The 17587-nt window shown below is 66.3% G+C and carries 16 protein-coding genes; 10 read left to right on the plus strand and 6 right to left on the minus strand.

Annotated elements, in window-relative coordinates; translation table 11 throughout:
• Nucleotides 1-42: 42 nt before the first annotated feature.
• Complete coding sequence (locus HNP60_RS15860) at nucleotides 43-888, plus strand: beta-etherase (protein ID WP_184155674.1); 846 nt, start codon at nucleotides 43-45, stop codon at nucleotides 886-888.
• 621 nt (nucleotides 889-1509) lie between these two features.
• Here HNP60_RS15860 and HNP60_RS15865 read toward each other — a convergent pair.
• On the minus strand, nucleotides 1510-2295 hold the full coding sequence (locus tag HNP60_RS15865; protein ID WP_184155677.1) for a 3-hydroxybutyrate dehydrogenase: 786 nt from the start codon (nucleotides 2293-2295) through the stop codon (nucleotides 1510-1512).
• Nucleotides 2292-3467, minus strand: coding sequence for a patatin-like phospholipase family protein (locus HNP60_RS15870; RefSeq protein WP_184155679.1), 1176 nt, complete (start codon nucleotides 3465-3467; stop codon nucleotides 2292-2294). The genes HNP60_RS15865 and HNP60_RS15870 overlap by 4 nt, the downstream gene beginning before the upstream one ends.
• 155 nt (nucleotides 3468-3622) lie before the next feature.
• Between HNP60_RS15870 and ypfJ the strand changes: the two genes are divergently transcribed.
• On the plus strand, nucleotides 3623-4495 hold the full coding sequence (ypfJ, locus tag HNP60_RS15875; protein WP_184155681.1) for a KPN_02809 family neutral zinc metallopeptidase: 873 nt from the start codon (nucleotides 3623-3625) through the stop codon (nucleotides 4493-4495).
• A gap of 614 nt (nucleotides 4496-5109) precedes the next feature.
• Here ypfJ and HNP60_RS15880 read toward each other — a convergent pair.
• The 3 genes from HNP60_RS15880 to HNP60_RS20075 form a co-directional block, all read right to left on the minus strand.
• The gene (locus HNP60_RS15880; protein WP_184155683.1) at nucleotides 5110-5505 is read right to left on the minus strand and encodes a PilZ domain-containing protein; all 396 of its coding nucleotides are present in this window, start codon (nucleotides 5503-5505) and stop codon (nucleotides 5110-5112) included.
• A 52-nt stretch (nucleotides 5506-5557) separates the two neighbouring features.
• Nucleotides 5558-6025, minus strand: coding sequence for an RNA polymerase-binding protein DksA (dksA, locus tag HNP60_RS15885; protein ID WP_014077591.1), 468 nt, complete (start codon nucleotides 6023-6025; stop codon nucleotides 5558-5560).
• Nucleotides 6026-6614: 589 nt separating this feature from the next.
• Complete coding sequence (locus tag HNP60_RS20075; RefSeq protein ID WP_260394952.1) at nucleotides 6615-7409, minus strand: hypothetical protein; 795 nt, start codon at nucleotides 7407-7409, stop codon at nucleotides 6615-6617.
• A 231-nt stretch (nucleotides 7410-7640) separates the two neighbouring features.
• Here HNP60_RS20075 and serS point away from each other — a divergent pair, with 231 nt between their 5' ends.
• From serS to rimO, 5 genes are all read left to right on the plus strand, one after another.
• A complete protein-coding gene (gene serS, locus HNP60_RS15895) occupies nucleotides 7641-8918 on the plus strand; it encodes a serine--tRNA ligase (RefSeq protein WP_184155685.1) in 1278 nt (425 codons plus the stop codon).
• Entirely contained in the window at nucleotides 8918-9682 is a 765-nt protein-coding gene (gene surE, locus HNP60_RS15900) for a 5'/3'-nucleotidase SurE (protein WP_184155687.1), read from the plus strand. The genes serS and surE overlap by 1 nt, the downstream gene beginning before the upstream one ends.
• Before the next feature lie 294 nt (nucleotides 9683-9976).
• On the plus strand, nucleotides 9977-10579 hold the full coding sequence (locus HNP60_RS15905; protein WP_260394953.1) for a PEPxxWA-CTERM sorting domain-containing protein: 603 nt from the start codon (nucleotides 9977-9979) through the stop codon (nucleotides 10577-10579).
• A gap of 195 nt (nucleotides 10580-10774) precedes the next feature.
• Entirely contained in the window at nucleotides 10775-11839 is a 1065-nt protein-coding gene (locus tag HNP60_RS15910; RefSeq protein WP_014077596.1) for a potassium channel family protein, read from the plus strand.
• A gap of 121 nt (nucleotides 11840-11960) precedes the next feature.
• Nucleotides 11961-13337: a 30S ribosomal protein S12 methylthiotransferase RimO gene (gene rimO / locus HNP60_RS15915; protein WP_184155689.1), complete on the plus strand. Its 1377-nt coding sequence runs from the start codon at nucleotides 11961-11963 to the stop codon at nucleotides 13335-13337.
• 51 nt (nucleotides 13338-13388) lie between these two features.
• Here rimO and HNP60_RS15920 read toward each other — a convergent pair whose 3' ends face one another.
• Nucleotides 13389-14213 (minus strand): DUF4163 domain-containing protein, encoded by an 825-nt coding sequence (locus HNP60_RS15920; protein WP_184155691.1) that lies wholly within the window; start codon nucleotides 14211-14213, stop codon nucleotides 13389-13391.
• Between the two features lie 86 nt (nucleotides 14214-14299).
• On the opposite strand from HNP60_RS15920, the gene HNP60_RS15925 reads away from it, so the two are divergent.
• Genes HNP60_RS15925 through argC form a run of 3 tightly spaced genes read left to right on the plus strand, consistent with a single transcriptional unit; the run spans nucleotide 14300 to nucleotide 17580 of the window.
• A complete protein-coding gene (locus HNP60_RS15925) occupies nucleotides 14300-15694 on the plus strand; it encodes a leucyl aminopeptidase family protein (protein WP_184155694.1) in 1395 nt (464 codons plus the stop codon).
• Between the two features lie 54 nt (nucleotides 15695-15748).
• Complete coding sequence (locus tag HNP60_RS15930; RefSeq protein ID WP_184155696.1) at nucleotides 15749-16654, plus strand: C40 family peptidase; 906 nt, start codon at nucleotides 15749-15751, stop codon at nucleotides 16652-16654.
• The gene (argC, locus tag HNP60_RS15935) at nucleotides 16651-17580 is read left to right on the plus strand and encodes an N-acetyl-gamma-glutamyl-phosphate reductase (protein ID WP_184155698.1); all 930 of its coding nucleotides are present in this window, start codon (nucleotides 16651-16653) and stop codon (nucleotides 17578-17580) included. Before HNP60_RS15930 ends, argC begins: the two co-directional genes overlap by 4 nt.
• Nucleotides 17581-17587: the final 7 nt, after the last annotated feature.

The following is a 17587-nucleotide window of genomic DNA, read 5'->3' on the forward strand; positions in this document are numbered from 1 at the left end:
TTATGCCTCGGGGACGAAGCCTAAGGAGGGAGAGTCTCGAAAATGGCAAAAGACAACAAGATCACCATCTACGATCTGGCGCTGGCGAGCGGTGCGACGATCAGCCCATTCGTATGGGCGACCAAATATGCCATCGCGCACAAGGGCTTCGAGCTGGACATCGTGCCCGGCGGCTTTTCCGGCATTCCCGAGCGGACCGGCGGTGTGACCGAGCGCCTCCCGGCGATCGTCGATGACGGGAAATGGGTGCTCGATAGCTGGCTGATCGCCGAATATCTCGACGAGACCTATCCCGACCGGCCGACGCTGATCCCGCACGCCAGCGTCAAGGCCCTCACGCAGGGCATGGAAGCCTGGCTGTGGGGCGCCGCCATCAGCCCATGGATGACCTGCTTCATCAAGCAGTATCGCGACCGCTCGCTGCCGCAGGACCATGACTATGTCACGACCTCGCGCGAGCGCATGTTCGGTCGCAAGATCGAGGACATCATCGTGGGCCGCGAGGACCGCATCCCCAAGGTGCCGCCGACGCTGCAGCTGCTGCGCAATGTGCTGGCGGAGAACAAGTGGCTGGGTGGCGACACGCCCAATTATGCGGATTTCCGCCTGCTCGCCGTGTTCCTGTTCACCGCCTCGGTCGCCGACACGCCGGTGCTGACCGATGACGACCCGCTGCGCGACTGGATCGAGCGCGGCTTCGATCTCTATGGCGGGCTGGGCCGGCATCCCGGCCTCTCACCCATCTTCGGCCTGCAATTGCGCGAGGGCGATCCAGAGCCGTTCATCAAGGGCGGCGCCGTGGGCGGCCTCGCGACGCGCAACACCGGCCCCAAGTCGACCGCCGCCGAGACCGCGCGTCTCAAGGGCGAGAAGGCGCCGGCCGCCTGACAGGCCGCAGGCATTTCAGGACAGGGCATGATCCGGCTGCTCGCGGCCGCTCATGCCCTGGCATCGCGTTGAGCCTGCATGGCCAGCGCTCGCGTGTGAGGCGGACGGCCGACACTTGCCGGACGCTCGATGAGCGGCCCACCGGGGAATTCTTGTTGAAGATGCCGGGCGGTGTGGACGAATTCCGAGGCCATGGTGCCGCACCATATCGTCATTGATGGCGTCCTCCCGGACTTGATCCGGGATCCCGTTGCCTTGGATCTTGCAGGTCCATCCGGTTCGAAACCGGAGGAAGCGGGATCCCGGATCAAGTCCGGGAGGACGAACGGAAAAGGCTGAAAGCCCGCTTCTGGCCCCTCAATGTCCACCAACTTGTCCACGCCCCAGAGCGGCGACCATCGCGTTTTGCCTCCTGCCCACCTTGCGACAATTTGCGACAAGTTTCGCGCCCGGCGACAAAGTCCCGCGACAAAGACGGGCTATACCCCATTTCAGCGCTTCTCCCACGGCGCTGAAGAGAATGAGCGCGCCTCCCACCGTGCTCAGAGTGACTCCCACAGTCCCGCTCGGGCCCCTCCCTCCCACAGGGAGGGGCCAAGGCGTTTCCGGCGGATCAGCCGGTCAGCCGGCGGTCCACCCTCCATCCACGCTGATATTGGTGCCGGTGATGTTGCTGGCGGCATCTGAGCACAGGAACAGCGCGATTTCCGCGACCTGCTCGGCGGTCACGAACTGCTTGGTCGGCTGGCCGGCCAGCAGCACGTCGTTGATGACCTGCTCGCGCGTCATGTTCCGCGCCTTCATGGTGTCGGGAATCTGGTTCTCGACGAGCGGTGTCCACACATAGCCCGGCGAGATGCAATTGGCCGTGACGCCGAAGGTCGCCAGTTCGAGCGCGATCGTCTTGGTGAAGCCGGCAAGCCCGTGCTTGGCCGTGACATAGGCGGACTTGAACGGCGAGGCGACGAGGGAATGCGCGGACGCGGTCTGGATGATCCGGCCCCACTTCTTCTCCTTCATGTAAGGCACCGCCAGCCGGGTCGTGTGGAAGGCCGAGGTCAGGTTGAGCGCGATGATAAGGTTCCACTTGTCGACCGGAAAGGACTCCACCGGCGCGACATGCTGCGTGCCCGCATTGTTGACGAGGATGTCCACGCCCCCGAAGGCCTCGGCCGCCTGCGCCATCATCGCCTCGATCTCGTCCGCGCGGGTGAGGTCATGCGCGGAATAGATGGCCTTGCCGCCGCTCGCGGCTTCCAGCGCCAGCCGCTCCTGCTCGATGGCCCCGGCATCGCCGAAGCCATTGATGACGAGATTGGCACCTTGCGCCGCGAAAGCCTTGGCATAAGCAAGCCCGATTCCCGACGTGGATCCCGTTACCAGCGCCGTCCTGCCTTTCAGAGTCATGCCTGCTTCTCCTTGATGCCACTTGGTTCGAGATCGAACGTCGCGCTCTTTCCGCTGATGATGTTCTGCGCGATCAACTGATTGCCGCGCTCTATCACGGCGGATACGGCTTCGCGTCCCTGAGTCCAGTGGTCGATCATCGTGCGGCGCGAGAATTCGAAGTCGCGCGCGCCGCGCTCCCAGGCGCGGGAACGGTAGATGAGATGGACGATATTGACCGCGCCTTCCTCGACGACGGCGGCAAGGGCCTGCGCCTGCGGCGTCCCGGCAAGGTCCGCCGGCAGCACGTCCAGCAAGGCGCGGATCATCTCATGCTCGTGGCGCTGGCGCAGATAGGCATCCGTCACTTGCCGCGTGCGGCTGGAATATTGGATATCCTTCTGGCGCGACCATACGTCGGTCATTTCCTGAGGCAGCGAGCCGGTGGCCGGAAAGAGATCGATCTGGAAGATGAGCAGGTCGCCGGTCTGATGCTCCAGCACATGGGAAAGCGGCGTGTTCGAGACGAGGCCCCCGTCCCAATAATGCCGGCCGTCAATCTCCACCGGCGGCAGGCCCGGCGGCAAGGCGCCCGAAGCCATGACGTGCCGCGCGTCGATGCGCCCCCGCCACCGGGGATCCTCATTGTCGAAATAATAGAAATTGCCGCTTTCGATATCCACGGCGCCGATCGAGAAGCGCATGGGCCCGTGATTCAGTCGATCCCAGTCGACGAACCGGTCCAGCGTCTCGCGCAGCGGCGTGGTATCGTAGAAGCCGAGCGCTTCCGGCGAGCCGGCGGGCGCCCACCAGGGCGGCAGGATGTTGGGCCGGAAGAAGCCCGGTATGCCCCACAGCGCGACCGCACCGGCCGCTGCGAGATGCGCGGCCTCGCGAATGTCATGCTGGTCGGGAAGGCAGAAATTGGGCAGGCCGCCGCTCACCAGCTCCCAGAAAGCGTTCAGCCGCTCGCTGCGATGCTCCGGGGCGTTACCGGCAATGATCGCGGCATTCACCGCGCCGATCGAGATACCGGCCACCCAGTCGATGCCGATCTCCAGCTCCGCCAGCCGCTCGACGACGCCTGCCTGATAAGAGCCGAGTGCGCCGCCGCCCTGAAGGACGAGGGCTACCTGCTCCGGCAGCGGTACGGGGGCATGGCCGGAGCGACGGGGTTTCTTGGGCATGTCCATGGTGCAGTGCAATATCGCAGTTTCGCTCCTGTCGCCATCATATCAAGGGACGAGGCGACCTGAATGTGGGATGTCTGGCGTTCCCGCGCGCTGCTTTCCAACCGCCTTTCAAGCAGCTAGGCTCGGGACGAAACACAGAGCGGAAGGACGGGCCGATGCGCCTCGATGACCAGCAGGAAAGCCGCAATTACGAGATCCAGCGGGGCGGCGGTGGTGGCGGCTTTGGCGGCGGCGGCGGCATGCTCTCCATGCTGATTCCGCTCATCGGAAGCCGATTCGGCCTGGGCGGCATCGTGATCGCGATGGGCGTGGTCGCGCTGCTCAATTATGGCGGCGGGCTCACCGAGTCCGCAGGGCCCGGCACCCAGGTCGAGCGCGGCGCGGCCGGGGAGCGCGGCAGCCTCACCCAGGTGCAGAGCTTCTCCCTGAAAGTGCTGGGCACCACCGAGCGCGTCTGGGACGAAATCTTCCGGGAGCAGGGCCAGCGCTACACACCGGCCGTTCTCTCCTTCTATTCGCAGAGCGGCCAGTCGGGCTGCGGCGCGGCGCAATCGGCCATGGGACCCTTCTACTGCCCGCTCGACCGGAAGATCTATCTGGACACCGATTTCTTCCGCGAACTGCAACAGCGCTTCGGGGCGCCGGGCGATTTCGCGCAAGCCTATGTGATCGCGCATGAAGTGGGCCATCATATCCAGAATCTGGAAGGAACCCTGGGGGAAGTGAACCAGGCGCAGCGGCGCCTGAACGCCACGGAGGCCAATGCCCTGCAAGTGAAGGTCGAGCTGCAGGCCGATTGCTATGCCGGCGTCTGGGGTCGCAGGACTGGCCTCATGGAGCCGGGCGACATGGAAGAAGGCATGCGCGCGGCCGAGGCGATCGGCGACGATACGCTCCAGCGCCAGGCGGGCCAGCGCCCGATGCCGGACAGCTTTACGCACGGCTCCAGCGCGCAGCGCATGGAATGGCTCCGGCGCGGACTGGAAACGGGCGATCCGGCGCGGTGCGACACGTTCTCCACGCCCTGACGCGCTTCGCCGAATCATCCGGCGCGCGATTCGCCTGGACTGCGACACCGGGCGCCTCCTCGCGTTACAAGGACCGGCAAGGACAGCTTGACGCTACGTCATCCGTCGTCCGTTCCAACGCAAATCAACCACATATCGCCGAATTTCGTTTCGGAACTGCGCTGTCTGGAACACACCCGCCCCCTCTTCGCGGAAGCGAGAGAAACGGCCAAGGATATTCCGTATACGAATCGCAGGACCTCGGACTATATTTTTAATTATATTAATCAGCATGTTACGAGCCAGTTAGAAATTTTGCACGGCAAAATATCATTTTCGCACTTGCAGCAAATTGAGGTTGTGGTAACTAGAACAGGCCTTTCAGGCATCCTCTCCTAAGACTCATGGGCCGGCCTCTTCGAGGCTGGCCCTTTTTTTTTGCGCAAAATTGCACTAGCAAGACCCGTCTCGCGCGCTTCAAAAAGATTGTTCGGAGAGGAGCCGCCGGTAAGACCGGCACGCGTCGCGTGACAAAGCGGAGGATCGAGCGCCCGGATGGCAGCTCTCCTCCGCATTTTCGTTTTCAGGGACCGTCATGCTCAGAGAACCGGCATCCGTGCCGGACACGCCGCCTTTCAGGGCGTCGGGGTCGCCTTGCGCACCAGCTTGCGAAGAAAGGGCGGCCCGCTCTCGGCCGAACGGGCACCGACGGGTTTGCGGGCGGCCCGGGGATCGATCGATCCGTCGAAGGCCATGCCGATGCGGTCGCCGCGCACCCATGTCACGCGCCCCGCAACATCGCCGACACCGCGCAGCCTGACGACCAGCCGGTCACCATCCCGCAGATGCGAGTCGCAATCGGCCATGAGACCGGTTTCGGAAAGATTGCGGACGCGCGCCTTGCCGAGCGGCTGCCCTGCTTCGTCCAGCAGCGTGGTCAGCAGGAACAGACTGTCCCGCTTCGCGCCGCGCTTGGACGCCTTGTCAGGCGCATCGCTGTGCAGGATCGGCGTGGGGTCTGATTCTGCCATGGGGCCCGATTTGCCATGGCCATGGTATAGAAAGATTTAAAAGCGGCGCGTTTCAGTCGTCGCGAGAGACTTTTTCCTGCCGCTCGTGCCGCTCCTGCGCTTCCACCGTCATGGTGGCGATCGGCCGCGCTTCGAGCCGGCCCAGCGAGATCGGCTCACCCGTCACTTCGCAATAGCCATATTCGCCTTCGTCGATCCGGCGCAGGGCAGCATCGATCTTGGAGATGAGCTTGCGCTGCCGATCACGCGTGCGCAGCTCGATGGACCAGTCAGTCTCGCTCGATGCGCGATCGTTAAGGTCGGGTTCGCGCAGCGGCTCGCTCTGCAGCACCGCCAGGGTGCCTTCCGCTTCCGCCAGGATCTGCTTCTTCCATTCGAGCAGCCGACGCCGGAAATATTCCTGCTGCCGCGGCCCCATGAACTCCTCGTCCGCTGAAGGACGATAGCCTTCCGGCAGATCGATACCAGAGCCACCGGCACCGGAGATATCCTTTTCCGACGAACCTGCAAGGGAAGCCATCAACTACTCCGCGATCTTCCTGTACCCTGTCTCGGGCGGCTCTGGCGCGGGCCTATAAAGCGCCCTCAGGGACGAAACAAGCTATCTTTCCGAACCCTTGAACCGCCGCTGAACACCCGCAATTTCGGGTTCGCCATAATTCACTTCCCCACTCCAAGTCATTACTTGAAATCATTCTGTGCCCGATTGGAACATTAACCATATCTCTTACGAATATCGGCGATGAATCAGTATTAACGGACATCAAAACGAAGTTAATTGGATTGAAGTTAAGGTTTTATTTTGCGTTGTAGGCAATTGAATTGCCCGCTGCCGGAAACGTCAACCGCGAGCACAGTTCGGAAGAGTGGCTGAACATGTCTGTAAGAATGGCCTTGGCAAAATTGTGCGCTTGCGCATGCGGCGGAGCGATCGTCGGTGGCGGCGCGCTTCAGCTCGCTGAAACGGCGCGTCCGGCGGTGACCACTCAGACCAAGCGGAAAGGTGCTTCTCCGCTGGTCAAGGCGCCGCCGCGCCAGATGGTGAAGGCCCGCAAGGCCGTCCGCACCCCGAAGCCCAGGCCGGCGCCCACCGTCATCACGGTCCAGACTCAGGCGCCGCCCGTCCCCATCGCGCGTCCGCTGGCAAGCGAGATGCCGAGCATGGGCGGCGGCACGTCCGGCGGCGTGGTCCTGGGCGGCAGCGGCGGTTTCGGCGGGGGCTTTGGCGGCGGTTTCTTCGGTGGCTTCTTCGGCGGCGGTGGCAGCGGAGGAGGCACGGTCGTCATTTCCTCAACCACCACCGGCGGCTCGACCTCGACCAGCGGCGGCTCGACCTCCACGAGCGGCGGGTCCACCAGCAGCTCGACGGGCGGCGTCTCCACATCCACGGGCGGCGTCAGCACGACCTCCAGCTCGACCTCGGGCGGGGTGAGCACGTCGACCGGCGGCGTCTCGACCTCGACCGGTGGCGTTTCCACATCCACCGGGGGCGTTTCGACATCCAGCGGTGTCTCTACATCCACCTCGACCGGCGGCTCCTCGACCTCGTCTTCGTCGAGCAGTTCGTCCTCCTCGAGCAGTTCCTCGTCCAGCTCCTCCTCGAGCAGCTCTTCGGGCGGCAAGGGATCGTCCGGATCGTCCGGATCCTCGGGCTCTTCCGGATCGTCGGGGTCCTCGGGCTCGTCCGGGTCTTCGGGGTCGTCAGGCTCTTCGGGATCGTCGAGCGGGTCTTCCAGCTCATCGTCCAGCAGTTCGTCGTCCAGTTCCTCCAGCGGCTCGTCTGGATCGAGCGGATCGTCCGGGTCCAGCGGCTCGTCAGGATCGAGCGGGTCTTCGTCATCGAGCAGTTCCTCTTCGAGCTCCTCCTCGTCTTCGAGCAGTTCCTCGTCATCGAGCGGTGGCACCGACGTGCCGGCGCCGCCGATGGCGCTTCTCTTCGGAGGCGCGGCCGCGGCCCTGTTCGCGGGGCGGCAATGGGTGCTTCGCCGGCGGAACGACGAGGAACAGGACAGCGACGGGGAAGACCGCGCCGCCTGACCGGGCCCGGCCGCGAGCGATCCGGCCCGCCATAGCCAGCGAAGGGCGGCCCTTCCGCCCTTGATCGCGCCCGGCCGGCGGGGCATAGGCGGGCCGCCATGCACGACATCAGGATCATTCGCGAGAATCCGCCCGCTTTCGACGCCGGTCTCGCCCGGCGCGGCCTGGAGCCGCTGGGCACGCTCATCGCCGTGGAGGACGCGCGCTGGCGCGCCGTTTCCACCGCGCTGCAGGAGGGACTCGCGCGCCGCAACGAGGCGAGCAAGGCGATCGGCGCGGCGATGGGCAAGGGCGATACCGCCACGGCCGAGGCGCTGAAAGCCGAAGTGGCCGAGCTCAAGAGCCGCCTGCCGGAGCTGGAAGCCGAGGAAAAGGCGCTGGCCGAAGCGGTGCAGACTCGCCTCGCCGCCATCCCCAACCTGCCGGCCGCCGATGTGCCCGATGGCGCCGACGAAACGGACAATCGCGAGGAACATCGTTGGGGCACGCCGCGCAGCTTCGATTTCGAGCCGCGCGACCATGCCGATTTCGGCCCTGCGCTGGGACTGGATTTCGAGGGCGCCGCGGCCATGTCCGGCGCGCGCTTCGCGGCGCTGCGCGGACCGATGGCCCGCCTCCATCGCGCCCTCGCCCAGTTCATGCTGGACAGGCAGAGCGGCGCGAATGGCTATACCGAGGTCAATCCGCCGCTGCTGGTGCGCAGCGAAGCGCTGTTCGGCACCGGCCAGCTTCCGAAATTCGCGGAGGACCTGTTCCAGACCACGGACGGGCGCTGGCTGATCCCCACCGCGGAAGTGAGCCTCACCAATCTCGTGCGCGAGCAGATCCTGCAGGAAGCCGAGCTGCCGCTGCGCTTCACGGCGCTCACGCCCTGCTTCCGCTCCGAGGCGGGCTCGGCCGGGCGCGATACGCGCGGCTTCATTCGCCAGCACCAGTTCGAGAAGGTCGAGCTGGTCGCCATCTGCACGCCCGAGCAGGCCGCGCAGGAACATGCGCATATGGTCGCTGCCGCCGAGGGCATCCTGCAGGCGCTCAACCTGCCCTATCGGCGCATGCTGCTGTGCACCGGCGACATGGGTTTTGCCGCCGCGAAGACCTTTGACCTGGAAGTCTGGCTGCCGAGCCAGAACACTTATCGCGAGATCAGCTCGGTCTCGACCTGTGCCGACTTCCAGGCCCGGCGGATGAACAGCCGCTACCGGCCGGAGGGCGAGAAAGGCACCCGCTTCGTCCACACGCTCAACGGCTCGGGCCTTGCCGTGGGCCGCACCCTCGTCGCGGTGCTGGAGAATTACCAGAATGCCGATGGCAGCGTGAGCATCCCCCCGGTTCTGCAGCCCTATATGGGCGGCATCGACATGCTCAGGCCGGCCTGATGCGCATTCTCCTCACCAATGACGATGGCGTTCACGCGCCGGGGCTCGAAGTGCTCGAGCGCATTGCCCGCACGCTCTCCGACGACATCTGGATCGTCGCCCCGATGGAGGAGCAGTCCGGCGCCGGGCACAGCCTGACGCTCTCCCGGCCGCTGCGCGTGCGCAAGCATGGCGAGAAGCATTACAGCGTCTCGGGCACGCCGACCGACGCAGTGATGATGGCAATCGGCCATCTGATGAAGGACCAAAGGCCGGACCTGGTGCTCTCCGGCGTCAATCGCGGCGCCAATCTGGGCGAGGACGTCACATATTCCGGGACGGTTTCCGCCGCCATGGAAGGCGCCATCTCGGGCGTGCGCTCGATCGCGCTCAGCCAGGTCTATTCGCGCGAGGGGCTGGGCGATGCCATTCCCTTCGAGGCAGCCGAAGCCTGGGGCGAGCGCGTCGTGCGCGCGCTGCTTGCCCATCCGGGCCGGGCGAGAACGCTCGTCAACGTCAATTTCCCCGCGCTGCCGGCGGATGCGATCAGGGGAATCAAGGTCGCGCGACAGGGCTTCCACCAGGTCGACCGCACCCGCATCGTGCGCGGCACCGATCCGCGCGGCTATGATTATTTCTGGTTCGGCCTCGATCACAGCGATTCGGCGCCCGAGGACAGCGATCTGGCGGCAGTGGCGGAAGGCTATATCTCGGTGACGCCGCTGCATTTCGATCTGACGCATGACGCTTCGCTGGCCGCGCTGCGCGAAGGCCTGACGCCCTGAACCGGCCGCCCCGCGCCGGCCCCTCCGGCTCGCCTGGGAGTGCGCCATCATTCGCGGATGCAAAAAAACGGAGGTGCCGGAGGGGCCGGCTGTCCCGTTGCGGCACGCCCGGACATGGAAAGACGGCCCGGCCTTCCCGCGGGAAACCAGCTTTTCAGGGACATTCCCATCCCTTTTCCGACGCGCGGAGAAGGTTAATTTTCGATTAACCACATTTGACACGCTCCCGCAGTTGCGCAATCATACCCCATGCGGCTTGCCTGACCGAGGGCCGCACACAAGTGGGAGATATCAATGAAAACGACGCTCAAGGCCCTCGCGGCCGCGACTGCGCTTACGGCGGCCGCCCTGGTCGCCGCTCCGGCAAGCGCCGGAACCCTCATCCTCGACGTGACCGATGTGGACAGCATCGACGGTCTGGGCGATCCGGACAACGTCTTCGGCTTCTTCGACATCGGCGCCGGTTCGGTCGTCACGTCAATCGCCTGGGACCTGGAGATGTATGCCGACTCGCCGTCCTGGCTGAGCGAGATGGCCATCTATTTCGGTGACTCGCTCGGACTGAGCTCCGTCATCCTGACGCCCGCCGTCGGCGACGATTTCTCCGGCCTCGGCGTGTATGCCGGCAGCGGCTATCTGCCCGATCTGGGCCTCGACTTCGCAGTGGGCGCCGATGGCCTGCTGTACATCGAGTTCTTCGAGACCTTCGTCGACTTCCCGAATGACTGGGACGGCTTCTATGTCTCCGGCACGCTGACCATCGGCTATGACGAAGTCGGCGGCCCGGTCGCGCCGATCCCCGAGCCCGCCACCTGGGCGATGATGATCGGTGGCCTGGGCGCCGCCGGCGCGATGCTCCGTCGTCGCAAGGCCAATGTTTCGGTGAACTTCGCCTAAGCATTGAGAGAACAGGGAAAGGGGGTCGCCGGCGCACAGGCCGGCGGCCCCTTTCTCTTTTCCGGCCCCGCCCGTGGCCGCCGGAGCAGCATCGACGCTTTTTCGCAACCGGGGCCACTGCAGACATACTCACAAACGGCAGGCACGTCCGACGCGGCTTGCCCGCCGGGCCGCGTGCTGGCAGAAGCACGCTCGATGCTGCGTCGCGATGATCCGCGGGCCCCGGTGCCGGCCTTTCTGAGACGCCGCTCCGCTTTGCCCATGTGGGCGGACCTGGCATGGCGCGTCGGGCTGATCTTCGCGCTGGTGTCGGCCGTACTCATCGTCCACTGGATCGAACGCGATGGCCTGCAGGACAATCTCGATGGCCAGATCAGCTTCATCGATGTCCTTTATTTCACCACCGTCACCGTCACGACGGTCGGCTATGGCGACATCGTTCCGGTCACCGATTCAACGCGGCTCTTCGAAACCTTCTTCGTCACGCCGATCCGCATCTTCGTCTGGCTCATTTTCCTCGGAACGGCCTATCACTTCGTCTTCCGCAACGTTTGGCACAGGTGGCGCATGTCCCGTATCCAGAAGTCCCTTACCGGGCACATCGTGGTCGCCGGCTATGGCACCAGCGGGGCCGAGGCCGTCCGCGAGCTGATCGCCCGCGGCATGAAGCCGGAATGCATCGTGGTGATCGATGGGCAGGAGGAGTCTCTCGCCCTGGCAGAAGCGGTCGGGTGCAATGTGCTCAAAGGAGATGCCACGCGCGACCAGACGCTGAACGACGTGCGCGTCAGCCAGGCACGCACGCTCATCGTTTCCGCCGGCCGGGACGATACGTCCATCCTCATCACGCTCACCGCCCGCCATCTCGCGCCCCATCTGCCCATCAGCGTGGTGGTGCGCGCGAGCGACAACGAGCAGCTCGCCCGGCAGGCAGGCGCCACCACCGTCATCAATCCGGTGAGTTTCGCGGGCCTGCTGCTCGCGGGCTCCTGGGAAGGGCCGCATGTCGCCGATTATATCGCCGATCTCGCCGCGACCGGGGGACGCGTGAAGCTGAACGAACGGGCGGTCCAGCCCGGGGAAATCGGCAAGCCGCTCTCCAGCCTCCGCCCCGGCATCGGCGTCCGGGTCTATCGGGGAGGCCGGCCGATCGGTTTCTGGGAGCGGGAAGCGCAGAGCCTGGCGGCGGGCGACATGATCATCGAGATCATACAGGGCGCGGGTGGGGAACCGGGTGGGGAGCCGGACGGGACAGGCTGAGCCCCTCCCCCGCCACACCCGCAATATCGTCGACCCGCCGGCCGCCGACATCCCGTTCACCGATGAAAGCCGCGCGCCGACTCGCCTTTTGGCCCGGACATCCCTATATGCGCGCGCAATCATGGCATTGAAGATTCCCGAGGCCCCCAAGGTGGGCATGGTATCGCTCGGCTGCCCCAAGGCGCTGGTCGATAGCGAACGCATCCTGACCAAGCTCAGGAGCGATGGTTATGCGCTGTCCCCCGACTATGCCGGGGCGGACGTCGTGCTGGTCAACACCTGCGGCTTCCTGGACAGCGCCAAGGAGGAAAGCCTCGAGGCGATCGGCGAGGCCATTGCCGAGAACGGCCGCGTGATCGTCACCGGCTGCATGGGCAACGAGGCCGAGCTGATCCGCGCCCGCTTCCCCGATGTGCTCGCCGTGACCGGCGCGCATCAATATGAAGCCGTGGTCAGCGCCGTGCACGAGGCCGCGCCGCCCGTGCCCAACGCCTTCGTCGATCTGGTGCCGGAAGGCGGCCTCAAGCTCACGCCGCGCCACTACAGCTATCTGAAGATCAGCGAGGGCTGCAACCACAGCTGCGCCTTCTGCATCATCCCGGACCTGCGCGGAAAGCTCGCGAGCCGGCGCATCGACGCAGTGCTGCGCGAAGCGGAAAAGCTTGTCTCGGCCGGCACGAAGGAACTGCTGGTCATCAGCCAGGACACCTCGGCCTATGGCGTCGACGTGCGGCACGAGGAACGCCTGTGGAAGGGCGAGAGCATCCGGACGCACATGACCGATCTCGCCCGCGCGCTCGGCGGCCTGCGCACGGCGGAGGGCCAGGCGCCCTGGGTGCGGCTCCATTATGTCTATCCCTATCCGCACGTCGACGCCGTCATCCCGCTGATGGCCGAGGGCCTGCTGACGCCTTATCTCGACATCCCCTTCCAGCATGCCGCGCCCAATGTGCTGCGCGCCATGAAGCGCCCCGCCAACGAGGCCAAAGTGCTGGAGCGGCTGCAGAAATGGCGCAGCATCTGCCCGGACATCGCGATCCGCTCGAGCTTCGTCGTCGGCTTCCCCGGCGAGACGGAAGCGGACTTCCAGTATCTTCTCGACTGGCTGGACGAAGCACAGCTCGACCGCGTCGGCGCTTTCCGCTTCGAGCCGGTGGAAGGCGCGCAGGCCAATGCCCTGCCCGACCCCGTGCCCGAGGATGTGAAGGAGGAGCGCTACCAGCGCATCATGCGCAAATGCGCCGAGATCTCCGCCGCGAAGCTCGCCGCGAAGATCGGCCGGACCATGCCGGTCATCATCGACGAGGTCGGCGAGCCGGACGAGGATGGCAGCGTCGGCGCGACCGGCCGCAGCCAGGCCGATGCACCGGAAATCGATGGCCATGTCTTCCTGCGCGACGTCGATCCGGCTCTGGCGGCAGGCGACATCATCGAGGTGGTGATCGAGGATGCGGACGAACATGACCTGTTCGGCGCGCCTCTCGTCAGCGGAGGCTAAGCACCCTTACCCTGCGCCCGAACCCTCGGATCCATCGGCCGGCGGGCGCGCTCAGGCGCCCGCGCCGAACGCGCTCCGCCACGCCGGCTTGACCGCCGCGCGCACGGCATCGTCGACCGGCAGGTCCAGCTGATAAATGCCCTCGGCATAGGGCCCGGCTTCATAAGGCAGGATGACGACGCGAATGGTGTCGAGCGTCCGCCCGCCCGCCGAAACCGGGAGGATGACCTGCTTGGCCGGATCCACGCAGCGCGAGAATTCCGGAATCCCGTCCGATGCATTCGGATCGACCGGCGCGCCCCGCCGCTTCTCGCGCTCCGCATCGAGCGCGCCGCAGAAGCGCGCACGGATGGCGTTGACCAGCGCGGCGCTGTCGAACAGCGCATCCAGCGCCAGCCGGCGCCCACCGGCCTTGTCCCACATGAGCGTGTTGACGAACGGCATGCCGTGCGCGCCGCCAGTGAAGGTGTAGCCCTCGCTCTGGAGGACCAGCAGGGCCGGCACGTCGGCGGCGAGCTGCCAGTCCTGCGTGAGACTGTAGCCCCGATAGGGATAGCCGCCTTCCTTCGCCGAGGCCTGCTCCTTCCGACCGGCTTCCTCGGTTTCCTTGCGCAGCTTCTCGCCTTCCGCACGCAGCGAGGCCGCAAGCGGCGCGATGGCGGCCGCCGCGCCGGGCCAGCTGTAGCGGAACTCGACCTGATCCTTTTCGAAAGCGATCGTCTCGCCATCCGGGGCGGGCGTCGCGGCGTTGGCAGCATTCGCGGGCGCCGCGCCATTCATGGCATTGTCGGCCAGGTTGCCGGCGCCGTCGCTCTTGCAGGCGCTTGCGGACAGCATGAGCGCGACGAGCAATGCCTTGCCAATGTTCGAAGTCATGACGATCTCTCTCCTTCAGGCCGATTGCTTTCCTAACGCATGCGGCGCTGCTTGCCGAGCGGGCAAGGGGAGATTATCGCGGTAACATGACGGAAATTGCCGATCTCGTGCGCCCCGACACCGGGCAGGCCGCCCGTACCATCCACATCATCGACGCAAATGGTCATCAGGCCTGGCTGGCAACGCAACCCGAGCGCCATCGCGCGGCGCTGGACGCGCAGGGCTTCAAGCCCACCGCTTATGCCCATGCCATCCTGCCCGGCGACGGGGCGGACGAATGGTCGGTCGTGACCACCGTGGCCAATGCGCAGTCCCTGTCGAGCTGGTGCCTCGCGCGGCTCGCCGAGGTCCTGCCGGCGGGGCATTACCGCCTCGCGGATGGCGGCGATCCTGGTCCGGCGATCCTGGGCTGGATGACCGCGCACTATCGGTTCGACCGCTACAAGGAGAAGAAGAGCGACAAGGGCCCGCGCGTTCTGCTGACGCCGCAGCCCGCCGCCATCGCTTCTGCCGTCGCGCAGGCCGGCGCAACGGCGCTGGTACGCGACATGGTCAACATGCCCACGGCGGACATGGGGCCGGACCAGATCGAGGCGCAGGCGCAGGCCATCGCCGCCCGCCATGGCGCCACGCTCACCGTGACTCGGGGCGATGCGCTGGAAGCGGGCTATCCGATGATCCATGCCGTCGGCCGCGCCGCCGACCGGACGAACGCGCCGCGCCTCGTCGAGCTGACATGGGGGCACGAGGACCATCCCCGCATCGCGCTGATCGGCAAGGGCATCACGTTCGACACCGGCGGACTGGACATCAAGCCAGCGTCCGGCATGCGCCTGATGAAGAAGGACATGGGCGGCGCGGCTCATGCGCTGGCCCTCGCCGAACTGGTGATGGATGCCGCGCTGCCGGTGCGCCTGCATCTGCTGCTGCCGCTGGCGGAGAATGCGATCGCCGGCAATGCCTTCCGCCCCGGCGACATCCTGCGCAGCCGCAAGGGCCTCACCGTCGAGATCGGCAACACCGATGCGGAAGGACGGCTGGTGCTGGGCGATGCGCTCACCCGGGCGGGCGAGGAGAAGCCGGAGCTGATCGTCGATTTCGCGACGCTGACCGGCGCCGCACGCGTGGCGCTGGGGCCCGATCTCCCGGCCATGTTCGCCAATGACGATGCGCTGGCCACGCAACTGGCCGCCTGCGGCACGGCCGTGGACGATCCCGTCTGGCGCATGCCCCTGTGGGACCCCTATCACGAGTTGTTCAAGAGCGACGTGGCGGACCTCTCCAACAGCGGCGAAAGTGCCTTTGCCGGCGCCATCACCGCCGCGCTCTTCCTCCGGCGCTTCGTGCCCGAAAAGACGCCGTGGATTCATCTCGACACCTTCGCCTGGCGGCCGGTCGCGAAGCCGGGGCGCCCGAAAGGCGGCGAGGCCTGTGGCCTGCGCGCCACCTTCGCGATGCTCCGCGAGCGATATGGGCGCTGACATCGCCGCCACCGGCCCTTGACCTGCCCGTCTCTTTTGGCGCAGGGGGCCCCGATGCACGACACAGTGGCGGGGGTCTCCCCGGGATCATCGACGACACGCAGGCGCGTGAAGCTGGACGGCGTGTCCCGCCGCTATGACGCGCGCGTGAATGCCATACGCCCGGACCTTGCCGACCTGGCGCTCGCCGAGCTGTATTTCGCGCCGCATTATGTGGCGCCGGTTGCCCGTGCCTGCGTCGTCCCCTCCGCCATGCTGCGTGGCAAGCCCGACGAGGCAGCAGGCGCCGTCTCGGAACTGCTGCACGGCGAGGCCTTCCATATGCTCGACGCGCGCGGCGAATGGGCCTGGGGCTATTGCGGGCACGATCATTATGTAGGCTATCTTCCCCTCGCCGCGCTGGGCGAGCCGGTTGCCGCGACGCATGTCACGCGGGCGGCCACGCCGCTCTTCCTTTCGGCCGACATCAAGTCGCCGGTGCAGGCGCTGCTCCCGGCGGGCGCGCGGCTCGCCGGCACGGCCGAGGGCGATTTCCTCGCGACCGCCGGCGGCTATGCCCATCTGCGCCATATCCGCGCGGTCGACGCGCCGGAAAGCGACTGGGTGGCGGTCGCCGAACGTCATCTGGGCGCGCCTTATGTCTGGGGCGGGCGCGGGCATGGCCTGGACTGTTCCGGCCTCGTGCAGACGGCGCTGGACGCCTGCGGCATTGCCGCGCCACGCGACACCGATCAGCAGGCACAGGCGCTGGGCACCGCGCTGGACGACAATGCGCCGTTGCGACGAGGAGACATCGTCTTCTTCCCCGGCCATGTGGGGCTGATGATGGACGAGACTCGTCTCATCCATGCCAATGCCTTCTGGATGGCCGTGACGATCGAGCCGCTCGCCGATGTCGTGGCGCGGCTCTCGGACCAGCATGAGCAGCCGGTAACAGGCCGGCGCAGGATCAAGCCATGAGCACGAAGATCTTCATTGACGGCGCAGCCGGCACCACGGGCATCCAGATCCGGGAGCGGCTCGCCGGGCGCAGCGAGTTCCACCTCATCACGCTCGACGAGGCCGCGCGCAAGGACGATGCCGCGCGCGCCGGCGCGATCAACGAGGCCGACATCGTGATCCTCTGCCTGCCGGACGACGCCGCGCGCCAGTCCGTGGCGATGATCGCGAACGATCGCACCCGGGTCATCGATGCCTCGACCGCGCATCGCGTCGCGCCGGACTGGGTCTATGGCCTGCCGGAGATTGCCGGGCGCGACGCAGTCGCTGACGCGCGCTTCGTCAGCAATCCCGGCTGCTATTCCACCGGCTTCATCGCGCTGGTCGCGCCGCTCGTGGCGGCCGGCCTGATCCCGGCCGGGGCCCGCCTCGCCTGCAATGCCGTCTCCGGCTATTCCGGCGGCGGCAAGACGATGATCGCGGAGTATGAGGGGCCGGATGGGCCGCCCAGCGCCTGGCGCACTTATGCGCTGACGCTGGCGCACAAGCATGTGCCGGAGATGCAGGCGCGCTGCCGGCTGCTGCACCGGCCGATCTTCGTGCCGGCCGTCGTGCCGCTCTATTCCGGCATGATCGTGGAAGTGCCGCTGCACGCCGAGATGCTGGCGAACGGCACGGGCGCGGCGACCCTGCGTGAGGCCCTGTCGGCCCATTATGCCGGCTCGGCTGTCGTCTCCGTCGACCAGGGCTATCAGCCCGCCACGCTCCCGGTCGAGCTGCTGAAGGACAGCGACGCCATGCGCCTGTTCGTCTTCTCCGATGCCGCGAGCGAGCAGATCCGCCTTGTCGCGGCGCTCGACAATCTCGGCAAGGGGGCGTCCGGCGCGGCGGTGCAGAACCTCAACCTGATGGCAGGCCTGCCGGAAACGACCGGTCTGCGGCTCTGACGTTGCG

Origin of the sequence: Sphingobium lignivorans, assembly GCF_014203955.1 — a bacterium.
GTDB lineage: Bacteria > Pseudomonadota > Alphaproteobacteria > Sphingomonadales > Sphingomonadaceae > Sphingobium > Sphingobium lignivorans.